Annotated in this window: 15 protein-coding genes; 6 read left to right on the forward strand and 9 right to left on the reverse strand. The window is 70.7% G+C overall.

Features of this window, described 5'->3' with window-relative positions:
• Positions 1 to 11: 11 nt before the first annotated feature.
• From L3078_RS37875 to L3078_RS37885, 3 genes are all read right to left on the reverse strand, one after another.
• Positions 12 to 941 (reverse strand): endonuclease/exonuclease/phosphatase family protein, encoded by a 930-nt coding sequence (locus tag L3078_RS37875; RefSeq protein ID WP_239758569.1) that lies wholly within the window; start codon positions 939 to 941, stop codon positions 12 to 14.
• Between the two features lie 160 nt (positions 942 to 1,101).
• Positions 1,102 to 3,768 (reverse strand): cellulose binding domain-containing protein, encoded by a 2,667-nt coding sequence (locus L3078_RS37880; protein WP_239758571.1) that lies wholly within the window; start codon positions 3,766 to 3,768, stop codon positions 1,102 to 1,104.
• A 135-nt stretch (positions 3,769 to 3,903) separates the two neighbouring features.
• Complete coding sequence (locus L3078_RS37885) at positions 3,904 to 6,819, reverse strand: glycoside hydrolase family 48 protein (RefSeq protein WP_239758572.1); 2,916 nt, start codon at positions 6,817 to 6,819, stop codon at positions 3,904 to 3,906.
• A gap of 376 nt (positions 6,820 to 7,195) precedes the next feature.
• On the opposite strand from L3078_RS37885, the gene L3078_RS37890 reads away from it, so the two are divergent.
• The 4 genes from L3078_RS37890 to L3078_RS37905 all read left to right on the forward strand — a co-directional run bounded on the left by L3078_RS37890 (position 7,196) and on the right by L3078_RS37905 (position 11,538).
• Complete coding sequence (locus tag L3078_RS37890) at positions 7,196 to 8,908, forward strand: glycoside hydrolase family 6 protein (RefSeq protein ID WP_239758574.1); 1,713 nt, start codon at positions 7,196 to 7,198, stop codon at positions 8,906 to 8,908.
• A 179-nt stretch (positions 8,909 to 9,087) separates the two neighbouring features.
• Positions 9,088 to 9,684, forward strand: a complete 597-nt coding sequence (locus L3078_RS37895; protein WP_239758576.1) for a dihydrofolate reductase family protein — start codon at positions 9,088 to 9,090, stop codon at positions 9,682 to 9,684.
• Between the two features lie 105 nt (positions 9,685 to 9,789).
• The gene (locus L3078_RS37900; RefSeq protein ID WP_239760640.1) at positions 9,790 to 10,713 is read left to right on the forward strand and encodes a class I SAM-dependent methyltransferase; all 924 of its coding nucleotides are present in this window, start codon (positions 9,790 to 9,792) and stop codon (positions 10,711 to 10,713) included.
• Between the two features lie 123 nt (positions 10,714 to 10,836).
• Positions 10,837 to 11,538: an SDR family oxidoreductase gene (locus L3078_RS37905; RefSeq protein WP_239758578.1), complete on the forward strand. Its 702-nt coding sequence runs from the start codon at positions 10,837 to 10,839 to the stop codon at positions 11,536 to 11,538.
• A gap of 115 nt (positions 11,539 to 11,653) precedes the next feature.
• Here the strand turns inward: L3078_RS37905 and L3078_RS37910 are convergent, their stop codons facing one another.
• The gene (locus L3078_RS37910) at positions 11,654 to 12,490 is read right to left on the reverse strand and encodes an aldo/keto reductase (RefSeq protein WP_275593201.1); all 837 of its coding nucleotides are present in this window, start codon (positions 12,488 to 12,490) and stop codon (positions 11,654 to 11,656) included.
• A gap of 232 nt (positions 12,491 to 12,722) precedes the next feature.
• On the opposite strand from L3078_RS37910, the gene L3078_RS37915 reads away from it, so the two are divergent.
• The gene (locus tag L3078_RS37915; RefSeq protein ID WP_239758579.1) at positions 12,723 to 13,505 is read left to right on the forward strand and encodes a Tat pathway signal sequence domain protein; all 783 of its coding nucleotides are present in this window, start codon (positions 12,723 to 12,725) and stop codon (positions 13,503 to 13,505) included.
• 22 nt (positions 13,506 to 13,527) lie between these two features.
• On the opposite strand, the gene L3078_RS37920 is transcribed toward L3078_RS37915, so the two are convergent.
• Together L3078_RS37920 and L3078_RS37925 are read right to left on the reverse strand one after the other, a co-directional pair.
• Positions 13,528 to 15,354 (reverse strand): AMP-dependent synthetase/ligase, encoded by a 1,827-nt coding sequence (locus L3078_RS37920; RefSeq protein ID WP_239758581.1) that lies wholly within the window; start codon positions 15,352 to 15,354, stop codon positions 13,528 to 13,530.
• 257 nt (positions 15,355 to 15,611) lie between these two features.
• Positions 15,612 to 16,484, reverse strand: a complete 873-nt coding sequence (locus L3078_RS37925) for a LysR substrate-binding domain-containing protein (protein WP_239758582.1) — start codon at positions 16,482 to 16,484, stop codon at positions 15,612 to 15,614.
• Between the two features lie 140 nt (positions 16,485 to 16,624).
• On the opposite strand from L3078_RS37925, the gene L3078_RS37930 reads away from it, so the two are divergent.
• Positions 16,625 to 17,668, forward strand: coding sequence for a bile acid:sodium symporter family protein (locus tag L3078_RS37930; protein ID WP_239758584.1), 1,044 nt, complete (start codon positions 16,625 to 16,627; stop codon positions 17,666 to 17,668).
• Here the strand turns inward: L3078_RS37930 and L3078_RS37935 are convergent.
• The 3 genes from L3078_RS37935 to fdhD all read right to left on the reverse strand — a co-directional run bounded on the left by L3078_RS37935 (position 17,607) and on the right by fdhD (position 22,168).
• Positions 17,607 to 18,842 carry a hypothetical protein gene (locus L3078_RS37935; protein WP_239758586.1) on the reverse strand — a complete coding sequence of 412 codons (1,236 nt, stop codon included), beginning with the start codon at positions 18,840 to 18,842 and terminating at the stop codon, positions 17,607 to 17,609. The two genes, L3078_RS37930 and L3078_RS37935, sit on opposite strands and share 62 nt — an antisense overlap.
• A 10-nt stretch (positions 18,843 to 18,852) precedes the next feature.
• Complete coding sequence (locus tag L3078_RS37940) at positions 18,853 to 20,772, reverse strand: sialidase family protein (RefSeq protein ID WP_239758588.1); 1,920 nt, start codon at positions 20,770 to 20,772, stop codon at positions 18,853 to 18,855.
• A 523-nt stretch (positions 20,773 to 21,295) separates the two neighbouring features.
• Complete coding sequence (gene fdhD, locus L3078_RS37945) at positions 21,296 to 22,168, reverse strand: formate dehydrogenase accessory sulfurtransferase FdhD (protein ID WP_239758590.1); 873 nt, start codon at positions 22,166 to 22,168, stop codon at positions 21,296 to 21,298.
• Between the last annotated feature and the right edge of the window lie 6 nt (positions 22,169 to 22,174).

Consider the following 22,174-nt stretch of genomic DNA (forward strand, 5'->3'; position numbering starts at 1 on the left):
GATGGAGGTCGTCAGCCCAGCGTCAGCGAAGCCTGCACGGGCAGATGGTCGCTGGGGAACTGGCCGCCGGACGCGAACGTGTTGATGGCCGCCCGGTGCACCGTGATGCCCGGAGTGGTCAGGATCCAGTCGATGCGGTCGCCGCCCGGGGTCAGCGGGCGATAGCCGTGGAAGGTCGCGTAGAGGTCGTTGCGCGCGGCCGCCGCGTCCCAGGTGTCGACGAGCCCGGCGCCCAGCATCGTGTCGTAGACCGTGTTCCGGTGGGCCGCCACGTTGAAGTCGCCGGTGACCACGAGGGGCAGCGACCGGTCGAGCCCCGCGATGCGCTGGGCGATCAGGGCGGCGGCCCGGTCGCGGGCGTACTGGCTGGCGTTGTCGAGGTGGGTGTTGAGGACGTAGAACTGTCTGTCACCGTCCCGCAGATCACGGAAGCGGACCCAGGTGACCATCCGGATGGAGCCGCCGCCCCAGGTGTTCGACCCCGGCACCTCCGGGGTGTCGGAGAGCCAGAAGTGCCGGTACTCGAGGGGCGCGAGCCGACGGGTGTCGTAGAAGACGGCCATGAACTCGTCGCGGTTGCCGCCCGCACGGCCGGTGCCGATCCAGCGGTAGTCCGTCCCGAGGTCGGCCTCGATGTCGCGCAGTTGCTGGTGCAGCCCTTCCTGGGTGCCGATGACATGGGGCGCCTCCTGCCGCAGCAGTGCCCTCGTCACCGGCCTGCGCACGGCCCAGCTGTTGGGCTGCACGGTGCTCGCGTAGCGCAGGTTGAACGACATGGTGGACAAGGGCGGGGCGGCGGCCTCCTCCTCCGCGGCGGCCTCCTCCTGCGCGGCGGCGGGTGCGCCGGAGAGTCCGGTCGTGCGGGACAACGGCAGCAGGACCGCCGCGGCCAGGGCGGTCTTGAGGCCCAGTCGGCGGGTGACGCGGCTGTGGTGCGGCACAGGGGCTCCTTCTGTGAAGGTCTCCGGGCGAGCCGTGCGTACACATTCTGGGATGCCCCTCCCCGCCCGCCATGAACATGTCGCTAGAGGCGGGTGTACGGGGATCGAAGAGGGCGCGCGCCGACCCGGACGCGCGCCCTCTTCTCGTCCTGCGCGGGTGTCAGGTCACCGTGCAGGACTGGTCACCGAGCTTGAACGCGGTCGGCTTGCCGTTCGTCCCCGACCAGCTTCCGGTGAAGCCGAAGCTCACCGACGCACCCGCCGCCACCGTGCCGTTCCAGCCGATGTTCCGGGCCGTGACCGCCGACCCCGTCTGCGTATGGGCGGCGTTCCAGATCTGGGAGACGCCCTGGCCGTCGGGGAAGGTCCAGCCGAGCGCCCAGCCTGACCAGGCGCTCGCGCCCGTGTTGGCGAGCCTGACGTCCGCCTGGAAGCCGCCCGACCACTGGCTGGTGATCGTGTACGTCACCGCGCACGCCCCCGTCGGCTCGGGATCGGGATCCGTACCCCCGCCTCCGCCGCCGCCCCCGGTGTCGGAGGAGTCGCCGTAGATGACCCCGCGCCCGTTGGTCGCGATGTAGACCCGCCCGTACACCCTCGGGTCACCGGTGATCGCCGCACCCGTCCAGCCCCACCGGTGGGCGTCGTCGTTGATACGGGTCCAGGTCGCGCCCTTGTCCGTGGAACGGAAGATGCCGCGTACGCCACCGATCTTGGCGCTGGTGTAGAGGGTCTGGTACGAGGCTCCCGTCGCCGCCTTGCCGAAGCCGATCGTGTCGGCCTGCTCGACACCGGAGAGCTTGGTCCAGGTCGCGCCTGCGTCCGTCGAGTGCCACAGTCCGTAGGCCCCGTCGGTCGCGCCACCGGCCAGCCAGACGTCGCCCTTCACCCCGGGCAGCGCCTTGAAGCGGACGCTGTCACCGCTGGGCAGCCCCGTCGCGTTCGACGCGGTGAAGGTGGCCCCGCCGTCCGTACTGACGTAGAACTTCCCGGACTTGAAGCCGTAGAAGGTCTTCGGGTCCACCCGGTCGGACTCCACGATCGCGTCGGCCGGGATGCCGCTGGACGTCGACCAGGAGGTGCCGAAACCGGTGGCGTACCGCACGCCCGTGCCCGCCGGGCTCCACACGAACCGGCTGCCGTCCGCGGCCGCGGCGACCGTACCGCCACCGCTGACCCCCGAAGGGTCGGTCCCGGCGAACCAGTTGGCGCCGTTGTCCGTGGAGAACGCGATGTGCGGGCCGGAGTCCAGATTGCCCACGCGCACCACCGTGTTCGGGTTGGACTCGGCGTAGTCCAGGCTGGTCGTCGTCGTGAAGTTCGGCTGGGTGAACATCATCGACGGGACCTTCGTCAGATCCGTGTGCCGGAAGCCGCCGATGTCACCGAGCGCGCTGAGCAGCGGCGCGCCGGACGGGGGAGAGGCCAGGTCGAGGACGGCCGTCTCCTCCAGGCCCCGCACCATCGGTTTGATGGTGAACTGGCCGCCGCTGTCCCAGTTCCCCAGGTTCTCCGTGCCGTAGATCGTCGCGCCGGTGCCGTACATCATCCGGTTCGAGTTGAACGGGTCGATCTCCAGCGCCTCGGTCATCCAGCCGAGTTTGGGGCTTTGTTCGGGCGGCGACGGGTTCGCGCCCCAGGTCAGCCAGGGGGACGAGGACACGTCCATGGTGTAGCGGTTCGCACGGTTCGGGTACGACGAGTAGTCCCAGGCCCTGGTCCAGGTGGCGCCGCTGTCCGTGGAGCGGAAGATCTGCGTGTCCGGCCACCAGGAGCTGTACGCCGTCGCCATGACCGTGCCCGGGTCCTGCCGGTCCACGGTCAACCCGCTGAAGCCGTAGTAGGTGTCGGCCTCCGCCACCGGGCTGATGTTCGTCCAGGTGCCCGACGCGGTCGCGTACCGCCACAGCTGGCCCTTGCCGCCGTCGTACGGCCCGCCCTTGTCGCTGTAGGACAGATACAGATGGCCGTTCACGGTGTCGAGGACGCCCTTGTGGGCCAGATAGCCGGTCGGCTGCCCGGCCAGCCGCGACCAGGTGGCGCCCGCGTCCGTCGACCGGTACACCGCGTTGTCCTTGTCGGCGACCCCGACGTAGAGGGTCCGCGTGGCGTTCCCGGAGGTGCCCGTCGACTCGTCGAAGGTGACCCAGACGATGCCCTGGTTGTCGCTGGAGTAGCCGCTGGTGTCGGACGGATCGGCCACGTAGTTGCCGACGTTGGGGAAGTTGGTCACCTGCGACCAGGTGGCCCCCGAGTCCGTGGACCGCCACAGCCCCTTCCCGCTGGGCGCGCCCAGATACAGCACACTGTTGCGGTTCGGGTCCACCGCCAGCCGTTCGCCCATGCCCCGACCCGGCATGTTCCCGCCCAGCTTGAACGGCAGGTTCGCCTTCTGCCAGCTGGCCCCCCGGTCCGACGACCGCAGGATCGCCCCGTTCCCCGGGTCCCAGCTGTTGGTGTACGTCCCGGCCGCCACGTACACCTTGTTCGGATCCACCGGGTCGGAGGCGAGACTCACGACACCGGTGTGCCCCCAGTCGTCCCAGCCGACGGAGTCGAGCAGCGGCGTCCAGGTCTTCGACGACTCCACCCAGCGATAGGCCCCGCCGATGTCGGTACGGGCGTACGCGAGGTTCTTCTCCTTGCGGTTGAAGACGATGCCCGGGACGAAGCCGCCCCCGTCGATCCGGGCGTTCTTCCAGGTGTAGGTGTCGGCGGCGATGGAGACGGGCTTCTCCGCCTTGTCGGCGGCCAGCGCGGGTGGGGATCCGGCGAGCAGGCCGGCCGCGAGGGCCAGGACGGTGGTGAGGATGCGGGTTCTTCGCACAGGGGGGCCTCTCCTTCAAGAGTGGGGGGAAAGGTGCGAAGCGCTACGCGCACAGCCCCCGCGCCCGTCTTCCAGGGGCGCGGGGAACTGCGCGACCAGCCACGGACCACCCGCGGCCGTCGGTCGACCGCAGAGCTACTCCAACAACTCCGCGTACGAACCCATGGCCAAGGCGATGTCGGCCTGGGCCCAGAACCGGTGGTACGTGAACGAGGGCGCGGCCCCGCCGGCGAGATACGCCTCGATCTTCGACCAGGCCGGGTCGTCCTCGTAGAACGACCGGATGGAGGTGAAGGTCGAGTTCGAGTTGATCGTGTCGCCGTTCGGCATCTTCCCGGTCCACCCGCTCGGCACGTACACCCGGTCGTCGAACCGGTTGTAGTCCGCGCGGGTCTCCGGGACCGCGATCCCGAGCCCGTCCTGGTGGTGGTCCCACATGCCGTCGAGCAGCGCCTTGGCGACCCGGGCCGCGTCCGTGTCACCGGAGCGGTCCGCGTAGTACGTCAGCGTCTTGGCGTACGCGGCGGCCACGCCCACGTCGTCGGTGTAGTCGGCGACGGTGACATGAAGTCCCGCGTTGGAGCCGGGACTCGACGCGTTCCAGGTGTCGGGTGCGCCCGACCACTGGAGTGTCGACGGAATCCGGTAGGTGCCGTCCGGATTGATCGTCGTCTTGGAGAGCGCCCAGTCGACCCACTTGTCCAGCACGGTCTTGGCGGCCGCGTTGCCGGTCTGCTGGTAGTACTCGGCGACCCGTTCCATGGACCAGGCCTGGAAGCCGAACCACTGGTTGGACGGCGGGTCGTGGTACACCGGCTTCGGGTCGTAGAACATGCCGTAGAAGGTCGGCGTCCCGGCCGGGGGAGTGGCGTACCGCCCCGCCCAGCTGTTGGTGGCGCCGCCCGCGATGCCGCCCTCGTTCGACTGCAGCCAGCGGTAGAACTCGATCTGCCGGTCGAGGGACTTGGCCCAGTCCGCCTGCCCGGTCGTCGACTTGGGCTTCAGCGGGGCGTAGTTGGCGAGGGCGTGAGCGGCCAGCGGGTTCTGGTAGCCGCCGTGCGTGTGGCTGGAGCCGATGCGCCAGGACCAGCCGGCCGCCGTGTCGGTGGCGCCGCCCCACGCGTAGTACCAGGACATCAGGTAGTGCGAGGCGTCCTTGCCGGTGCCGGCCGGGCAGGACGTGGCCCCCACACAGTTCCCGATCTTCTTGAAGTACTTGTCGTACATCGCGTAGCGCAGATAGTCGCCCATCTTCGCGGCCTTGCCGATGGTCGCGGAGACGTCCGCGCCCTTGCCCTGCTGCTTGGCCCAGATGTCGGCCCAGTACGCGGCCTGCACGGCCCGCGCGTCGGCGTCCGGCGCGTTGGTGAACTTCCACTGCTTGGCGTACTGCGCGTCCCCGGTGAACAGGTCCAGGTACCCGTTCGGGCCGCCGTACTTGAACTGGTCGCAGGTGGGCTGCGGGACGGTCTCCCACACCGACTCCTGCGGCCCGCGCTGGAAGGTGTTGATGTACGACGGCCCGGTGTCCGCCGGCCCCGCCTCGCACTTGCCGGGCGAGTTGCCGTAGCCGTAGACGTTGTCGACGTCCTGCAGCCAGTGCATGCCGTAGATGTCGTCCGTGCCGTACGCGCTCTTCAGCTCGGCGGCGATGGGGTCCGGGCCGACCGAGACACCGGTGTTGAGCTGCGCCGGATACTCGTTGGGGGTGTCGTGCTCCGGGGCGTACGTCGCCGGCTTGGAGGCGTTGTAGAAGGAGTTGGTGGGCTGGTCGGGCGCGGTCGGGATCATGTACTTCTCCATGATCTCCCAGGCCCCGTTGAACTTGGACCAGTCGCCCGTCACCTTGCCGTACATGGCCTGGAGCCACAGGAGGTAGCTGTACGCCTCCGAGGTGGTCTCATGGCCGTGGTCCGGCGCCTCGACCATCAGCGTCTCCACCGAGTGGTACGGGATGCCCTCGGGTGAGAAGTAGCCGTTCGCCGGGTTGGTGATCTTGCCGTAGAGCTCCAGGAACCGTTCGTCGTACTCGCTCGACGCGGCCAGCTGGGTCACGGTCACCGAGGCCTTGGCGTGGCCGGTCGCCGTCGAGTCGAAGACGGCCGAGCCGGTGCCGGAGGCGTTCGCGGTGATCGTCACCTTCTGGGCGGTGCTCCAGTTCGACGGCGTGAAGGTCAGCGACCCGCCGCCCGTCACCGACAGTCCGTTGTTGCCGGACGCCCGCGCGGTCGTCACCGTCACGTTGCCGGACGGCTGGGTCGAAAGTTTCACGTCGTACGTGCCCGACTGGCCCTGGCGCACGCCCAGTTGGGTCGGCGAGACCACCACGGCGGGACCCGAGGCGACCGTGATGCCGACCGGCGTGGAGTTCGCCGACGCGCCCAGGCTGTCGTACGCCTTGGCCACCAGCGAGTGACTGCCCACGCCCAGGGCCGTGGCCGAGTACGTGTACGGCGAGGTGGTGTCCGTGCCCAGCAGCGTGGTGTCGTCGTAGAACTCGACCTTGGTGATCGTCGCGTTGTCCGCCGCGGCGGCGGTGGCCGCCATCGGCACGGCCGTGCCCTGCGAGTACACCGCGCCCGGCGCCGGGCTGGTCAGCACCGTGATCGGGGGCTGGTGGGCGCCGACGCACGCGGTGCCGTTGATCGCGAAGTTGGTCGGCGCCGCGTTCGTGCCGCTGTAGGTGAACTGGGCGCCGGTGGACACCGCGGCCCCGACGGCGATCGTGCCGTTCCAGGAGGCGTTGCGGGCGGTCACGGTCTTCCCGGACTGCGACCAGGTACCGCTCCAGCCGCCTGTGAGTGTCTGGTTGCCCGTGTAGTCGTACGTCAGGGTCCAGCCGCTGATGGCCTCGGTGCCACGGTTGGAGATGGTGAGCTCGGCGGTGAAACCGGAGCCCCAGTCGTTGGTCTTGTAGTCGACGTTGCAGGCGACTGCCGCCGCGCTGGCGGGAGTCGAGCCCGTACCGAGCATCGTCAAGGGGAGGGTGAGGGCCGCGACCACGGCCGTCCACAGGCGCCGCGAGGCACGGCGTCTCCGTCTGGGGTGCATGCTCTGGTTCCTTCCGTGCGGCTCTTGCGAAGGTGGGGGCGGAGCAGCAACAACAAGCCTTGAACCAGTGGGAGCGCTCCCATATTGAGGAGGAGGGCCGAGAGGGTCAAGGTGTTTGAAGAGTCGAAAAGATTCGATCAGGCAGAAAGAATTCCTCGGGCGCAATAACGCAACACCTCTGTTTTTTACCGTCACTTGGCGCTACCTTCACCAGCACCAGTGGGAGCGGTTCCACCCGTCGGCGCGCCCGTCCCAGGCGTGTCCGAGCCGCGAGGGACGCTCCGAGCACCCCCAGCGTTCAGGTCTTTTACTCGCCTCGGCGACAGCGCGACGACTCCTCCTCGTACACCCCACTACGGAAGAGGAACCCGCACTCATGAGCCGTACCAGAACAGCACTCCTCGCGGCGATGGCGCTGGTCGCCGGCGCCGCCGGGACCGCCATGGCCGCGGTGCCCGACGACGTCGGCGCCCAGGCGATCCCGTGCACGGTCGACTACAAGGTGCAGAACCAGTGGTCCACCGGCTTCACCGCCGCCGTCACGGTCACCAACAACAGCGCCGCCAAGTCCTCGTGGGCCGTGAAGTGGTCGTACGCGGGCAACCAGCAGGTCACCAGCGGCTGGAACTCCCGGATCACCCAGAGCGGTACGGCGGTGACCGCCGCCAACGAGTCGTACAACGGCACGCTGGCCACCGGCGGTTCGGTCAGCTTCGGCTTCCAGGCCTCCTACAGCGGCACCAACGCGCTCCCGACGACCTTCACGCTCGACGGCGTGACCTGCAACGTCGACGACGGCGGCGGCGGTGGCACCGACCCCGGCCCGGGCACACCGGGCACGAAGGTCGACAACCCGTACTCCGGCGCCAAGGTGTACGTGAACCCGGAGTGGTCCGCGAAGGCCGCCGCCGAGCCGGGCGGCAGCCGGATCTCCAACCAGCCCACCGGCGTCTGGCTGGACCGGATCGCCGCCATCGCGGGCACCGGCGGCAAGATGGGCCTGCGGGCCCACCTCGACGAGGCGCTGCGGCAGAAGGGCTCCGGCGAACTCGCCATCCAGCTGGTGATCTACAACCTCCCCGGCCGTGACTGCGCGGCCCTCGCCTCCAACGGCGAACTGGGCCCGACGGAGATCGACAAGTACAAGACGCAGTACATCGACCCGATCAAGGCGATCCTCGCCGACCCGAAGTACGCGGGCCTGCGGATCGTCACGACCGTCGAGATCGACTCGCTGCCGAACCTGGTCACCAACACCGGCAGCCGCCCGACGGCCACCCCCCAGTGCGACGTCATGAAGGCCAACGGCAACTACGTCAAGGGCGTCGGCTACGCGCTCAACAAGCTCGGTGACGTGCCGAACGTCTACAACTACGTCGACGCCGGCCACCACGGCTGGATCGGGTGGGACGACAACTTCGGTGCCTCCGCGAACATTTTCAAGGAGGCGGCCACCGCCGAGGGTGCCACCGTCAACGACGTGCACGGCTTCATCACCAACACGGCGAACTACAGCGCCCTGAAGGAGAACAACTTCACCATCAACTCGACCGTGGGCGGCACCTCCGTCCGTGAGTCGAAGTGGGTCGACTGGAACCGCTACGTTGACGAGCTGTCCTTCGCCCAGGCCTTCCGCAACCAGCTGGTCTCGGTCGGGTTCAACTCGAACATCGGCATGCTGATCGACACCTCCAGGAACGGCTGGGGCGGCAGCGCGCGGCCGACCGGTCCGGGTGCCACGACCAATGTGGACACCTTCGTCAACGGTGGCCGCTACGACCGCCGTATCCACATCGGCAACTGGTGCAACCAGTCCGGGGCCGGACTCGGTGAGCGGCCGAAGGCCTCACCCGAGCCGGGTATCGACGCCTACGTGTGGATGAAGCCGCCGGGTGAGTCCGACGGGTCCAGCTCCGCCATCCCGAACGACGAGGGCAAGGGCTTCGACCGCATGTGCGACCCGACATACACGGGCAACCCGCGCAACGGCAACAACATGTCCGGCGCCCTGCCGAACTCGCCGCTCTCCGGGCACTGGTTCTCCGCCCAGTTCCAGCAGCTGATGCAGAACGCGTACCCCGCGCTCTGAGTCCGCTCCCGCGAACCGGTCCGCGAGGGGTCGCTCACGCTTCCCCCACCCCCTGGCGGACCGGTGGCATGTCCGTGTGAGCCACGTCACGATGAGGGAGGTGAGAGGGGGCGATGAGTTCCGGGCGGCACGGCGGTCTTCATCGCCGTAAGCCCGAGCGAGAACGAGGAGAGAACCCCATGCGCATCGTCATCTGCGAGTTCATGAGCCTGGACGGTGTCGTGCAGGCGCCCGGCGGTGCCGACGAGGACACCGAGGGCGGGTTCGCCCACGGCGGCTGGACCCACCCGTTCTTCGACCCGGAGGTCGTCGGCGGCGCCTGGGACGCCGCGCTGGAGAAGGCCGACGCCCTGCTGTACGGCCGTCGCACCTGGAAGGCCATGGCCGGGGCCTGGCCCGACCGCACGGGCGACCCCTTCGCGGACCGGATGAACTCCATCCGCAAGTACGTCGTGTCCTCGACGCTCACCGACTCCGAGCTGACCTGGGACAACAGCACGCTCATCCCGGGCGCGAAGGCGGTCGCCGAGATCCGCGAGCTCCGCGCGGCGGAGGGCGGCGACCTCCTGGTCATAGGCAGCCCGACCCTGGCCCGCACCCTCCTCCAGGAAGGGCTCGTCGACGAACTCGTCCTGATCGTCATGCCGGTCCTCCTCGGCGGCGGAAAGACGATCTTCCCCGCCGACGGCGCCAAGCACCCTCTGGAACTGGTCTCCACGACCACCAGCAGCACGGGCGCGAACGTCTGTGTGTACCGGGTGGGGGAGCAGAGCTGACCGGGCGGAATCGGCACAGCCGATTTGCCGATACCGCAAGAGAGGTGGCGGTTCGGCCGTGTGTCGGAGCAGGCTGACGGCACCCCGGAAGAGAGGCTCACCGTCATGGGACAGCACCACCACGGCCAGGATCCGCACCGGCACGGACAGCAGTGCGAGCGGGGCCACGATCACGGCGGCCACCACCACACCGATCTCGACTGGGCCGAGCTGGCCGAGTATCTGGTGGGGCAGGCGGAGCTGTTCGCGCCGCTGAACCGGCAGGCCGCCGCCTGGCTCGCCACGCGGCAGCCCGAGCCGGGGCTGGTCGTCGACGTCGGCAGCGGCCCGGGGGTCGTGAGCTGTCTGCTCGCCGAGGAGTTCCCCGGCGCCCGGGTCGTCGCCCTGGACGGCTCCGGGCCCCTGCTGGAGCGGGCGCGGGCCCGCGCGGAAGAGCTCGGCCTCACGGACCGGTTCGACACCCTGGAGGCCGAACTGCCGGACGGGCTGGGCGACTTGGACTACCCGGCCGACCTGATGTGGGCCAGCCGCAGTCTGCACCACCTCGGCGACCAGCGCGCCGCCCTCGCCGCCTTCGCCGAACGTCTGGCGCCCGGCGGCACGCTGGCCATCGTGGAGGGCGGGCTGCCCAGCCGGTTCCTGCCGCGTGACCTCGGCATCGGCCGCCCCGGCTTGCAGTCCCGGATCGACGCGGCGGAGGACCGGTGGTTCACCGAGAGAATGCGGACCTCGGTGCCCGGGAGCGTCGCGGAGACCGAGGACTGGCCGGGGCTCCTCACCGCCGTGGGCCTGCGCGACGCCACGTCCCGCACCTTCCTGCTGGACCTCCCGGCCCCGGTCTCCGACGCCGCCCGCGCGTACGCCGTCAGCCAGTTCCAGCGCGCCCGGGGAACGCTCGCGGACTTCCTGGACGCGGCCGACCTCGCCACGGTCGACCGTCTCCTCGACCCCGACGACAAGGCGAGCGTGCACCACCGCACGGACCTGTTCGTCCTCGCGGCCCACACGGTGCATGTCGCCCGGCGGTGAGCACCCCGGACGCCCGCTGAAGTCCCCCTGCGCTCAAGGCGCTTGACTTCGAGAGTGCTCCAAGTGATGGACTCCGCACGTCGGCCGGGGCTCACTCGGTCGGCCGGAACCAAGGGGGATCTCATGACCGACGCTCCAGTGGCGCTCATCACCGGCGGATCCAGCGGTATCGGAGCCGCTGTCGCCCGGCAGTTGCTCGACCTCGGCCACCGGGTCGCCGTCACCGGCCGCAGCACGGACCGGTTGCGGGCGTTCGCCGCCGAACTCGGGTCGCCGGAAGGGCTGTTGACCCTTCCGGGGCACGCGGCCGAATACACGGACGTGCGGGCGGCGGTGGACGCCACGCTGAAGGAGTTCGGGCGGATCGACACCGTCCTCGCCAACGCCGGCTTCGGCACCCACGACACGGTCGCCGAGGGTGATCCGGCGGGATGGCCGGAGATGGTGCTGACCAACGTGCTCGGCCCCGCCCTGCTCATCCGGGCGTCCATCGACGCCCTCAAGGAGACCCGGGGCCGCATCATGCTGGTCGGCAGCGTCGCGGGCTTCATCCACGGCCCCGGCAACATCTACGGGGCGACCAAGTGGGCCGTCACCGGGCTCGCCGAGAACACACGGCGGCAGGTCACGGAGTGGGGGGTGGGGGTCACGCTGATCGCGCCCGGCCGGGTGGAGACCCCGTTCTGGGACAGCTACGGCAGTCTGCCGCCCGGCCATCTCCTGACCGCCGACCAGATCGCCGACTCCGTCGTCTGGGCGATCCGCCAGCCGGCCGGGGTGGACATCAACACCGTGGTCGTACGGCCGATCGGGCAGCCGGTCTGAGCGCGGACTGCCGGTCCGAGCACGACGAGACCGCCGTCGGACGGCTTCCGGCGGCGGTCTCGTGGCGTCTCGGCGAGCGGCGCCCGGCCGACGGGTGCCGGCCGGCGGCCCTGTCTCAGGCCTGGTTGAACGTCGCCGGGTCCGGGCCGATGCGACGGTCCTCGTTCAGCGCGCTGATCGCGGCGATGTCCTCGGTGTCCAGGGAGAAGTCGAAGACCTCGATGTTCTCCTTGATGCGGGACGGGGTCACGGACTTGGGGATGACCACGTTGCCCAGCTGGAGGTGCCAGCGGAGCACCACCTGGGCGGGGGTGCGGCCGTGCTTCTGTGCGATCGCGATGATCGCCGGGACCTCCAGGAGCCCCTTGCCCTGGCCGAGCGGCGACCAGGCCTCGGTGGCGATGCCCTGCTCCGCGTGGTACGCGCGGGCGGCGAGCTGCTGGAGGTGCGGGTGCAGCTCGATCTGGTTGACGGCCGGGATGACGTTCGTGGCCTCGATCAGCGTCTCGAGGTGCTCCGGAAGGAAGTTGGAGACACCGATCGCCTTCGCGCGGCCGTCGGCGTAGAGCTTCTCGAACGCCTTGAACGTGTCGACGAACGTGCCCCGGGCCGGCAGCGGCCAGTGGATCAGATACAGATCCACGTACTCAAGGCCGAGCTTGTCCAGGGACTCGTCGAAGGCGCGCAGGGTGGAGTCGTAGCCCTGGTCGCTGTTCCAGAGCTTGGTGGTGACGAAGAGGTCCTTGCGGGCGACGCCGGCCTTGGCGAGGGCCTTGCCGGTGCCCTCCTCGTTGCCGTAGATCGCGGCGGTGTCGATGCTCCGGTAGCCGGCCTCCAGGGCGGTGGTGACCGCCTGCTCGGCCTCGTCGTCCGGCACCTGCCACACGCCGAAGCCCAGCTGGGGCATCTCGACGCCGTTGTTCAGGATGATCGGGGGGACCTTGCTGCTCACGAGCTCTCGATCCTTTAAGTCGTCGGGTGGTACTTCCCATCGTCAACGATCACGGCGTGCGATGCATTCCTGAGCGGCTCGCTCGCACCCCGAATCGCAGATTGGCCGGAAATGGATCCGGTGGTTCAAGCGTATCGGTCTGGACCATTGACCGGACACGGTCACGCGAGGAGTCTGTCGTAGCTGTAGCGCACGTCGGTGAATGGCAATCACATACGTGAATGGATGGCTCATGACCCCCACCCGAAGGAACGTCCTCGGCGCCGCGCTCGGCGGCGCCGCGGCGGCCGCCGTCGGACTGTCGGCCCCCGCCGCGCACGCCGCCACCTGGCAGTTGAAGTGGTCCCCCTCGGCGAGCGCCGACGGACTGCGCGCCTTCGAGACCCTCGAGGACGACCGCGCCGACTCCCACACCTCCGCCGCCCCGCACATCTACGCCACCGGTGACACCTGGCGGTTCGACATGCACACCGTCGACCGGGACACCTCCACCGACCGTCAGCGCCACGAGGTCACCGGGCTGCGGACCGGCAGCGGCTTCCTGCGCTGGACCGAGGGGCAGACCTGGCGCGTCACCTACCAGATGTACATCCCGACCTCGCTGAAGGCGACCACCAGCTTCACGCACATCATGCAGATGAAGCAGCCGGGAGCCGGCACCTCGCCCCTGGTCGTGCAGTCACTGCGCCGGGTGAACGGCGCCCAGACCATCGAACTGAAGCTGCCGATCGACGACATCCTCGTCGGCCGCACCGATCTGGCGCCCCTGCACAACTCCTGGGTCGACGTCGACTTCCAGGTCAAGGTCGGCAACGGCTCGGCCGGTTCGGTGCGCTGGATCCTCAAGAAGGGCTCGACCACGCTCATCGACGTCTCGCGCACCGGCGTCGACACCTTCCTCGCGGACCGGCTGCGCCCCAAGTGGGGCATCTACCGCTCGCTGGGCGACACGTCGGGTTCCCTGCAGAACTGCCATCTGCTGCTGCGGAACATGCGGGGCTACCAACTGGTCTGACAGGCAAGGCGGTTGAGCGGGCTCACGCCCGGTACAGCGCCTCGACCTCGGTGGCGTACGCCTTCTCGATCGCCTTCCGCTTCAGCTTCAGCGACGGCGTCAACAGACCGTGCTCCTCGGTGAACTGGTGGGCGAGGATGCGGAACGTACGGATCGACTCGGCCTGCGAGACCAGGGTGTTGGCGGCGACCACCGCCCGCCGCACCTCGGTCTCCAGCTCCGGGTCGCGCACCAGCTCGGCCGCCGACAGCTTCACCTTGTTGTGCATCTGCAGCCAGTGCTCGACGGCCTCCCCGTCCAGGGTGACCAGAGCGGCGATGTACGGGCGGTCGTTGCCGACGACGATGCACTGGGCGACCAGCGGATGGTCGCGCACCCGCTCCTCCAGGATCGCGGGCGAGACGCTCTTGCCGCCCGAGGTCACCAGGATCTCCTTCTTGCGCCCGGTGATGGTGAGATAGCCGTCCTCGTCGAGGGAGCCCAGGTCCCCGGTGGCGAGCCAGCCGTCGTGCAGGGTCTCGTCGGTGGCCTTCTGGTTGTTGAGGTAGCCCTGGAAGACATTGGGGCCGCGCAGCCAGATCTCGCCGTCGTCCGCGATGTGCACCGTCATGCCGGGAATGGCCTGGCCGACGGTGCCGTACCGGGTGCGCTCCGGCGGGTTGGCGGTCGCGGCCGCCGTGCACTCCGTCAGGCCGTAACCCTCGAAGATGTGGACGCCGGCGCCGGCGAAGAACAGGCCGAGCCGGCGGTCCATCGCCGAGCCGCCGGACATCGCGTACTTGATCCGGCCGCCCATGGCCTCCCGGATCTTGCCGTAGACCACCTTGTCGAAGAACTGGTGCTGCATCCGCAGGCCCGCCGACGGGCCGGGCCCGATGCCCCAGGCCTTGGCCTCCATCGCGTCGGCGTACTTCACGGCGACCTCGACGGCCTTCTCGAACGGTCCGGCCCTGCCCTCGCGTTCGGCCTTGCGCCGGCTCGCGTTGAAGACCTTCTCGAAGATGTACGGCACGGCGAGGAAGAACGTCGGCCTGAACGCGGCGAGGTCGGGCAGCAGGACGGCCGCGTTGAGCTGCGGCTGATGGCCGAACTTCACCTTCCCCCGGATGCCCGCGACCTGCACCATCCGGCCGAAGACATGCGCGAGCGGCAGGAACAGCAGGGTCGCCGCCTCGTCGCCCTTGCGGGACTTGAACAGCGGCGCCCAGCGCTCGATGACCGTGTCCGCCTCGACCATGAAGTTGGCGTGCGAGATGACACAGCCCTTGGGACGGCCCGTCGTGCCGGAGGTGTAGATGATCGTCGCGATCGACTCGGGGGTCACCGCGCGCCGGTGCCGGTGCACCACCTCGTCGTCGAGGTGCGCCCCCGACTCGTACAGCTCCTGCACCGCGCCCACGTCCAACTGCCAGAGCCTGCGCAGCTGCGGGAGCCGGTCGATGACCGTGGCGATGGTCATCGCGTGGTCCTCGTGCTCGACCATGGCCGCCGTGCACTGGGAGTCGTACAGCATCCAGAAGACCTGCTCGGCGGAGGAGGTCGGATAGACGGGGACGACCTGGGCGCCGACGGTCCACAGCGCGTAGTCGAAGAGGGTCCACTCGTAGCGCGTACGGCACATGATGGCGACCCGGTCGCCGAACCGGATGCCCTGCGCCAGCAGACCCTTCGCCAGCGCGAGGACCTCGTCGCGGAACTCGGCCGAGGTCACGTCGCGCCACTCGCCCCGCTCGTCCTTGCGGCCGAGCGCGATGTACGTCGGGTCCTCCTGGGCGTACTCGAAGACGACGTCGGCCAGACCGCCCACCGGCGGCGCCGACGCCAACGGGGGGTTGGTGAACTCGCGCAAACCCGCTCCTCGTGGCGCTCCGCACAGCGCGTGAAAGCTACCTCACCGGGAGAACGGGCGGGAGGGTTGTGGAGGGGGCGCATTGGGAGGCGCGGCCGGGGGCGGTGCCGGAAAACACCCGCAGATGGGGAGGTCTCCGGCACAATTCCTGACGCGTCAGTAAGTTTCGGGACCGTAATCTCCACCGAACCCGCACGCTCCGGTCACGGTGCGCGTCCCCCTGAACACGGTCTGGCCTGGGGAAACGCGAGCATCGCTCAGGTCCGCGCGCGGCCGTGGAGCCGGTCGCCGCCGGAGAGGATGGCCGCCGCGAGGGCGTCCGCCGCGCTCGTCGCCGCTCCGGGGCGCCTGCCGTGGACGAGGACGAAGTCGACCTCGCCGAGTTCCGGCAGGCCGGCCCGCTCCGGGACGCGGACCAGACCGGGCGGCACCAGACGACGGGAGTGCGCCATCACGCCGAGGCCCGCGCGGGCGGCGGCGACGAGGCCGTTGAGGCTGCCGCTGGTGCAGGCGATCCGCCAGGCCCGGCCCTCGCGCTCCAGCGCCTCCAGGGCCAGGGCGCGGGTGATGCCCGGCGGCGGGTAGACGATCAGCGGGACGGGACGGTCGGCGTCCAGGCGGAGCCGCTCCGCGCCGATCCACACGAGGCGGTCCGTCCAGACGGGTTCGCCGCGGGGGTCCTCCGGGCGGCGCTTGGCCAGCACCAGATCGAGCTTGCCGGCCGCGAGCCGCTCGTGCAGCGTGCCCGACAGCTCGACGGTCAGCTCCAGGTCCACCTCGGGATGGTCGTGCCGGAAGGCCTCCAGGATCTCCGGGAGCCGGGTCAGCACGAAGTCCTCCGAGGCGCCGAACCGCAGCCGTCCGCGCAGCCGGGTCCCGGTGAAGAACGCCGTCGCCTGCTCGTGCACCTCCAGGAGCCGCCGGGCGAAGCCGAGCATCGCCTCCCCGTCCTCCGTCAGCTCCACGGAGTGCGTGTCCCGGGTGAACAACTGCCGCCCGGCCGCGTCCTCCAGTCGGCGCACGTGCTGGCTGACCGTGGACTGGCGCAGCCCCAGTCGCCGCGCGGCCTGGGTGAAGCTCAGGGTCTGGGCCACGGCGAGGAAGGTGCGCAGCTGGGAGGGGTCGTACACGATCGCCACCCTACTCGCTCATCGTGGAACGCGATGACAGTCAGAGCGGTATGAAGGATTCCCGATCAAGGGCCGGGAGAGGACGATGGAGAGGGGCCTTCCGGCCCCGACGCACCCTCATCGAAAGTACGTGGAGCACCGTGAAACGCCTGACGTGGCCGAGCTGGATGCCGATCGACCCGTACATCCTGCTGTTGCTGGGGACGGTGGGCGTCGCGGCGCTCCTCCCGGCGCGGGGTGGGGCCGCCGAGGTCGCGTCCGGGGCGTCCACGGTCGCGATCGCCTTCCTCTTCTTCCTCTACGGCGCCCGGCTCTCCACCCGCGAGGCCCTCGACGGCCTCAAGCACTGGCGGCTCCACGTCACCGTCCTGGCCTGCACGTTCGTCGTCTTCCCGCTGCTGGGCCTCGCGGCCCGCGGCCTCGAACCGGTGTTCCTGAGCCACTCCCTCTACACCGGACTGCTCTTCCTCACCCTCGTCCCGTCGACCATCCAGTCCTCCATCGCCTTCACCTCGATGGCCCGGGGCAACGTCCCCGCCGCGATCTGCGCGGGCTCCTTCTCCTCCCTCGCCGGCATCGTGATCACCCCGCTCCTCGCCGCGAGCCTGCTGGGCGGCAGCGCGGGCGGCTTCTCCGCCGACTCGCTGCTGAAGATCGTGCTCCAACTGCTGGTGCCGTTCGTCGCGGGACAGCTCGCCCGCCGCTGGATCGGCGCCTTCGTCACCCGGCACAAGCGGATCCTCGGCCTCGTCGACCGGGGCTCCATCCTCCTCGTCGTCTACGTCGCCTTCAGCGAGGGCATGGTGCGCGGCATCTGGAGCCAGGTCAGCCCGCTGCGGCTCGCCGGACTCCTCGTCGTCGAGGCGGTCCTGCTGGCGGTGATGCTGCTGCTCACCTGGTACGGCGCCAAGGCCCTGCGCTTCGGCCGTGCGGACCGGATCGCCATCCAGTTCGCCGGCTCCAAGAAGTCCCTCGCCTCCGGACTGCCCATGGCGAGCGTCCTGTTCGGCCCGGAGGCGTCCCTCGCCGTCCTGCCGCTGATGCTCTTCCACCAGATGCAGCTCATGGTCTGCGCGGTCATCGCCAAGCGCCGCTCCCACGACCCGGTGGAGGAACCGGCGGTCACGGAGCAGCGAGACGAAGCGATACGAACCGCGGTCGGTACAGGGACACGTTCCGCGTGATGTTCAGCTGCGCCGCCGCCGCGTCCGCGTCCAGCCAGTTGACGTCGTAGCTGAGCACCAGCCGCCCGTCGCCGACCGCGCGGTGCGCCTGCGGGTTGTACGCCGCGACACCGCTGTTCGGCAGCGGCGGGCTGAACCCCTTGGTGGGCCCGTGCCAGGGCCCGGTGGGGGAGCACGCCCAGTACGCGGTCACGGTCGTCAGCCCCGCCGTCCCGGCCGCCATGGTGAGCAGCACATAGGTCCGCCCGTCCCGGACGACGGTGAAGGCGCTGCCCACCCCCTTGTCGTCCCCGTTCCCGAGCACCGCCCCCGGCCGCCCCCGCACCGCCCACCGCGAGCCGTCCCAGTACTCCCAGGCCCCCGGCTCCCCGAGCCGGCCGCGCGGCACCCGCGCCACATAGGCGTGGGAGGTCGGCCGGGAGGCGGCCTGGGCGTCGGTGCCGCCGAAGACGTACGTCCAGTCGCCCGCGTCCACGGCCGTCGTCCCGAAGAGCACCCGCCGCGCCGGATCGGCGACCGACGCCTGGTCCAGCACCGTCGTGATCCCCTCCAGCCGCAGATCCGGCAGCGACAGCGTGGCCACCTCGGTCGCGGTCGGCACCCCGTAGATCCACGGCGACCGGCCCGCCGTACGGGTCCACAGCAGCACCCGTACGACCTTCTCGGCCGAGCCGGGGGAGCGGGGCTCGACCCGGGCGGCCACCGGCCAGCGCCACCGCTGCGGGCCCGGGTCCGGGAAGACGGGCGCCGGGAGCGTCGCTTCGAGGCGGCCCGAAGGGGACATCACCACGGCCGAGTTGCGCACCAGGGGGGTCGAGACGTCCCGCCAGGTGACCGATTCGCCGGCCGGGTTGGGCGGCGGGAACACCTGACCGAGATAGGTGTCCGAGAACAGCCACAGCACCCGGCCGTCCGGGAGCCGCACCGAGTGCGTGCCGTCGCCGCCCGTCCAGTCGTCGGTCCGGGTCGCGTCGTCGCCGTACCGGGCGAACTCGCCGGTCAGCGCGGCGTCCGGGTCCCAGTCCCGGATGGTACGCGCCGTGCACGCGACGCCGCCCTCCCGGTCGTCGTCCGGGAGGGCGGTGAGCAGCACGGCGGCGAGGGCCAGGACCAGGGCCAGGATCAGGACCGGTCCGGCCCCCGTCCGCTGTCGCACGCGCGCGTCGTCGGGCACGGGAGGGACGTTAGTTGCCCGCGTCCACCCGGTCCATGGGCAGTCGCAGGATCTCGCCCCGCGCCGCGGCGTCCTGCGGGGCGGGCCCGGCCGCTTCCGCGTCGCTCAACGCCCGGTCGTACACCCGTACGTCGTCGATCGCGCCCGTGAAGTGGGCCCGGCTGTCGACCCGTTGCCCGATGTGCACCCCGAACGGCGAGTTCCGGCTGACCGATCCGGGGACGTCGGCGGTGCTGAACGCGGTGCCGTCGACGAAGAGGGTGAGCTGCCCCCCACCTCGCCGCAGCACGAGCCGGTGCCACTCCCCGTCGTTGTACGCGTGGGTGGACCGCACGGAGGCGGTCCGGGGCGGCGCGGCCCCGTCCCGCACGGTGATCAGCCCCGTCAGCCGCCCGGACGCCGGCTCCCCGCGCAGCCACACCTGGGGCTGCGTGGTCCCGACCCCGCCCATCCACAGCAGCGGCTGCTCCCCGGCGGTCGCCGAGTAGCGGAACCAGAGCGAGGCGGTGAAGTCCCGGTCCCCGAGCGGGAGTCGGGACCGGTACGGCAGTCGTACGGCGTCGTCGGCGCCGTCGAACTCGAGCGCGCCGCCGGCCACGCCGTCCGTGGGCCGCGCGCCACCGAGCACGGCCGCCGGCCGGCCACCGGGCGCCCTGTCGGGCGTCGTCGGGTCCGGGCCGCGACGCGGCTTCAGCCAGCCCTCGGTGAACCGGGCGAAGCGGATCTCGTCCCGGGCGTCGACCGCGCCGCCCTCGTACAGCAGCCCTACCACGTCGTCGCCGGCCCGGCCGCCGTCGATCCGGACCAGGTCCGAGTAGCCGGACCAGTCCGTGGTGACGACCGTGCCCCGGTCCACGCTCTCCCAGGTGCGTCCGCCGTCGTACGAGGAGCGGATCGCCATCGTGCGGCGGCGGTCGGGATCGGCGGGTCCGGCCAGCAGCATGCGGTCGCCGAGGCGCAGCAGGGAACCCTGCACCTGGGGCGTGTAGAGGTCCGGGAGCGCCCGGAAGGGCGCGGCGAAGGTGGTGCCGCCGTCCCGGCTGACCGTCTGGCTGCGGTGGCCCAGGTCCATGCCGTCCTGCTCGCGGCCGCTGACCAGCAGCGAACCGTCCGCGCGCTCGGCGAGCGTCACCTCCGACGGCTTCTGGCGGAAGGTGCCGTCGGCCGCGATCGGCCAGGTGTCCGTGGCGCCGATCCGCCAGTTCTCCCCGCCGTCGTCGCTGGTCACGAGCGCCGCGTGGTTGGCGGTGACCCGGCCGTCGGCCCAGCTCTCGGCGTTGACGCCGAACACGAGCCGGCCCGCGTGGCGGCCCCGGGTGAGCTGGACGCCGTGCACGGGGCCGGTGGCGTACCAGGAGTTCCAGCCGGCCGGGCGGATCTGGTCGCTCAGGGCGCGCGGCTCGGACCAGGTCAGCCCGTCGTCGTCGCTGTACTGCAGATGCGGTGCGCGGTCGCAGGGGACGTCGCAGCCGGCGCTGTCCAGGCGGCCCGTGTTGTACGTCTCCGCCAGCAGGATCCGGCCGGTCCTGTGGTCGACGACGGGGGCGGGGTTGCCGTGGGTGTCGCCCCGGCCCTCGTTGACCACGCGCAGCGGGCCCCAGGTGCGGCCGCCGTCCGTGGAGCGCTTGACGACGAGGTCGATGTCCGCCGCGTCACCGCAGTTCAGGACGCGGCCCTCGGCGAAGGCGAGCAGCGTGCCGGTGGTGCTCCGCACGATCGCCGGGATGCGGAAGCAGGCGTAGCCGGGGTCCTGGGAGGCCTTGAAGAGGACCTGCTGCTCGAACTCGGCGGCGGCGGCGACCTGCTGGGGCTCGGCCCCTGCGGGGTGGGCGAGGGTGAGGAGGGCGGTGGTGGTGAGGAGTGCGGTGAGGGATGAGCTGAGGGGAGATCTGCGGGGGGATCTGTGGCGTGCGCGAAGAATCGACGGCACGGTGGCCAGCCCTTCATCCGTCTGGGGGTGGTGGGACGTCGGACGTCCCATGTCCGACGTGCGGGCACAGACGGTACGCGGGGGTTCCGGGCCCCACAAGAACCGTGCGTCGGTCGTGACGGGGCGTGTCGTACGACTAGCTGACGATCGGTCAGGGGGGCGCCTGATGGGTCGGGGGTGCGTGTGTCGTTGGCGGGTGCGGGTCCGTGGGGCTTCTCGCGCAGTTCCCCGCGCCCCTAAAAGACCAGGCCCTGCGGGCCTCAAAGGCGACGGGGCTGCGGGGCTGGAAAGCGACGGGGCTGCGGGGCTGGAAGACGACGGGGCTGCGGGCCTGAAAAGCACGGGGCGCAGCCCCTGCTTTTCAGGGGCGCGGGGAACTGCGCGAGAAGCCCCACCCACCCGCACCCGGCGACGAAACCGGTGGGCCCATGGCGCGAACCCGGCGGTAAAAGGCGGAGCCCCGAGGGCGCAGGGGGCGCTCCCCGCCGCAAGGGGCCCCGCCGCCGTGTCGCGGAGGCACCGCTCAGCCGCCCTGGTCGACCCCGGCCGCGGCCCGCAGAGCGATGCGGTGCTCGCCCGCGTACACGTTCATGGAGGCCCCCCTCAGGAACCCCACCAGCGTCAACCCGGTCTCCGCCGCCAGGTCGACCGCCAGGGACGAGGGCGCGGAGACGGCCGCCAGCACCGGGATCCCCGTCATCACCGCTTTCTGCGCCAGCTCGAACGAGGCCCGCCCCGACACCAGCAGCACGGCCCTCGACAGCGGCAGCGCCCCGCTCTGCAGGGCCCGCCCCACCAGCTTGTCCACCGCGTTGTGCCGCCCGACGTCCTCCCGTACGTCGAGCAGTTCGCCGTCCTCGCTGAACAGGGCCGCCGCGTGCAGACCCCCGGTCCGGTCGAAGACCCGCTGGGCCGCGCGGAGCCGGTCGGGGAGGCCCGCGAGGAGGTCGGGGTCGAGCCGGACCGGGGGAGCCTCGCCGCCGCTCGTGTCGTCGACGGGCCAGCGCGCGGTCGTCCGGACGGCGTCCAGCGACGCCTTGCCGCACAGCCCGCAGGACGAGGTCGTGTAGACGTTGCGTTCGAGCGTGATGTCGGGGACGGTGACCCCGGGCGCGGTCCTCACGTCCACCACGTTGTACGTGTTCGACCCGTCCTCCGTCGCGCCCGCGCAGTACACGATGTTCTGCAGGTCCGACCGCTCGGCCAGCACCCCCTCGCTGACCAGGAACCCCGCCGCGAGGGCGAAGTCGTCCCCCGGGGTGCGCATGGTGATCGCGAGCGGCTTGCCGTTCAGCCGGATCTCCATCGGTTCCTCGGCGACGAGCGTGTCCGGGCGGGTGGAGACCGCGCCGTCCCGGATGCGGATCACCTTGCGTCGTTCCGTGACTCGTCCCATGTCGTG

It is taken from the genome of Streptomyces deccanensis (assembly GCF_022385335.1).
GTDB classification, from domain to species: Bacteria; Actinomycetota; Actinomycetes; order Streptomycetales; family Streptomycetaceae; genus Streptomyces; species Streptomyces deccanensis.